Annotated in this window: 4 protein-coding genes; 1 reads left to right on the top strand and 3 read right to left on the bottom strand. The window is 29.2% G+C overall.

The window, feature by feature from the left end; genetic code table 11:
* Positions 1-179: 179 nt before the first annotated feature.
* Both V7056_RS20145 and V7056_RS20140 read right to left on the bottom strand, forming a co-directional pair.
* Complete coding sequence (locus tag V7056_RS20145) at positions 180-695, bottom strand: methylated-DNA--[protein]-cysteine S-methyltransferase (protein WP_499704168.1); 516 nt, start codon at positions 693-695, stop codon at positions 180-182.
* Between the two features lie 241 nt (positions 696-936).
* Entirely contained in the window at positions 937-1,509 is a 573-nt protein-coding gene (locus V7056_RS20140; protein WP_499704167.1) for a DUF1836 domain-containing protein, read from the bottom strand.
* A 150-nt stretch (positions 1,510-1,659) separates the two neighbouring features.
* Between V7056_RS20140 and trhA the strand changes: the two genes are divergently transcribed.
* A complete protein-coding gene (gene trhA, locus V7056_RS20135; protein ID WP_499704166.1) occupies positions 1,660-2,307 on the top strand; it encodes a PAQR family membrane homeostasis protein TrhA in 648 nt (215 codons plus the stop codon).
* A gap of 125 nt (positions 2,308-2,432) precedes the next feature.
* On the opposite strand, the gene V7056_RS20130 is transcribed toward trhA, so the two are convergent.
* Entirely contained in the window at positions 2,433-2,678 is a 246-nt protein-coding gene (locus V7056_RS20130; protein ID WP_499704165.1) for a hypothetical protein, read from the bottom strand.
* Between the last annotated feature and the right edge of the window lie 101 nt (positions 2,679-2,779).

Genomic DNA, 2,779 nt, shown 5'->3' with positions numbered 1-2,779 from the left:
GTGGTAATATTAGGGAACAATTATCAAAAAAAGCAGGTCTGGGCTAGATAATGAAAAACAGACCAAGAATATATTGGTCTGTTTTATTTTTGATTGATTCTTTTTCATCTGAAGTATTGATAATTTATTTCTGGAAAGTTTTATATGCTAAAATTTCAACTTACATCTAATGAACATATTTATACTGATTTATATAGTTGTTCCATTTTTAAGAGCATCTTTTTCATAGCTAATCCACCCCGATAGCCAGTAAGTGTACCATTCTTTCCAATTACACGATGACATGGAACCATAATCAATAATGGATTTTTACCGATTGCAGATCCAACGGCACGAACTGCTTTTGGATTGTTAATCATATCGGCTATGTCTTTGTATGTTTTTGTCTCACCGTATTGAATATTGTTTAAAGCGTTCCATACTTCCAGTTGAAATTGTGTACCTTTAAAGTCCATCGGCATAGAAAATTGTTGTCTTTCCCCTTCCAAAAATTCTATGATTTCATCAGAATAGCTTTGTAACACATCATTATTTTCAATTAGTACTACGTTAGGAAATCGCTTTTCTGCCCATTCTTTTAGCTCATTAAAGGTCTGATTTAATGACCCAACAAAACATAATCCTTCTTCTGTTGCAGCAATATATAATTTCCAGTCGCTATGTGTCAATAAATTCCAGTAAATTTGTTGTTTCATTTTGTTAACCTCCTAATGCTGATTAAGAAATTGAGTGAATCCTTTTAAACTGTCAGCATATAACTGCTATAGATTTCGAATCCTTTCGTTCAAATCAACTACACTAACCTGTCATTATATTATAACCGCTAACTCCTATATGATGTTGAAACTAAGAATGAAATAGCAACATATCGATCATAATCAGTTTTCTTTCAAACAAAAAAACCAATAGCTATCATTTGCTACTGGTTCTTAAAAATTATTTATCTTTAAATTGGATTTCAGCCACTAACTTCTCTGCTGCACTTTTATATAAATTACTAATATTTACAAAAGATGCAATACATAATAATTGTTCAAAATAATCTAAGTCTTTTTGATCAGAATTATTTAAAAGACTACTAACATCATTAACTCTTGATTGTATATCAGATTTGAAATTTGAAACATTTTTTTCGTTAATCTCTAAAAAGCTGTTATATAAATCATCAATATTTATATCGTCATCTTCATGTATTTTTTTATTAAGTCCATTTAATGTATCTTTTATGTCATTAATTGATAATGCACCTTTTAAGTGATAGATCAAACTAATTAAAATGATATGTTTCTTTGAGTATTTCTTATTTTTAATTGGAAACAACAACTTTGCTTTTGCATAATTATTAATCATCGTTTTGGTTAGGATTTTTTCGTCTGAATCGCTTTTCGCAAACTTATTATCAAATAGTTGAATAACTTGATCCATATAAAGATCAATTTCGGGAATATCTTCCAGTTCTATTTTTTTATCTAAATCTAGTTTTTCTATTAAGTCATTAATTTTTATCATAGTAACCTCTGTTTATATCTTTTATTTTCAAATGTAAGTATATTTTAACATAAAAAATTTCCAATTCAAACACTTGACTACGTTATGTAATCAGTGATAACGTAGTATGTAGTTATCAATACTACGTAACATAGTTGGAGGAGAAAAAATATGGAGAATTATATGCGTGAACCAATCAATTCCCTAACTCATTTAGTTGGGGCTGTCCTGTCACTTTGCGGATTAATTGCAATGTTATTCAAAACCATTCTTACTGGGGGAACTGTTTTACATATATTAGCAGTTGTAGTTTTTGGTGTAAGCATGATTCTCTTATATGCGGCATCCACAACTTATCATATGGTACTAGCAAACGATAAGGTGATTGCCTTCCTAAGACGGATGGATCACTCTATGATCTTTGTATTAATTGCAGGTACTTATGCACCATTTTGTCTAATTAGCTTAAACGGTTTAACAGGTTGGATTATGTTTTCTATCGTTGTCTTTATTGCATTATGTGGGATTTTATTTAAGTTAATATGGTTTAACTGCCCAAGATGGTTATCTACATCATTATATATTGCTTTAGGATGGGTAATCATTATCGCTTCAATGCCCCTAGCTGATGCGATTAGTTTTAAAGGGTTAGCCGTACTTATTTTAGGAGGGATTTTCTACACAGTTGGTGGTGTAATTTATGGTTTAAAACCTAAATTTTTATCATTTAAAAATTGGGGATTCCATGAAATATTTCATATATTTATTATGCTGGGTAGTCTAGCGCATTTCTTATGTGTTTATCTATTTGTAATTTGATGAAATTACTGTCGGTAGAAAAAATGTATTTTACAAATTAATTGAATAAATAGAAAAAAATCCTTCTTTTAGTTAGAAGGATTTTTTTCTCGTTTAATTTAACCATTCTTTAACAAATACTTTCATTAGCTGAAATTGTAATATTCCTTAATTGCTTTAATTAAATAACGTATACCAACAAATAGGAATACAGTACTGACTATTAACGGTATGAATGCATTGTTAAATAATACTGTTCCAATTAATACTAACGAAGGATCGTTTCCTCGTTCTACTCCATTTAACGAATATATTGTTGAAGGAATAACTGTCATACCGAATAAAATAATACTCGTTAAGATTCCGATCCCGCCAATTATAAGGTTATTCATATTATCTACTCCCTTACTAACTATAAATTGATTGTGAACATTTTTGAATATGGTAGAAATAAGTTTAATAATATTAATCATATTTATGATCTTCATTATAG

This window comes from Bacillus sp. JJ664, from assembly GCF_036962205.1.
In the GTDB taxonomy this organism is placed as follows: Bacteria; Bacillota; Bacilli; order Bacillales; family Bacillaceae_G; genus Gottfriedia.
This window is presented reverse-complemented; position numbering and strand designations above follow the sequence as displayed.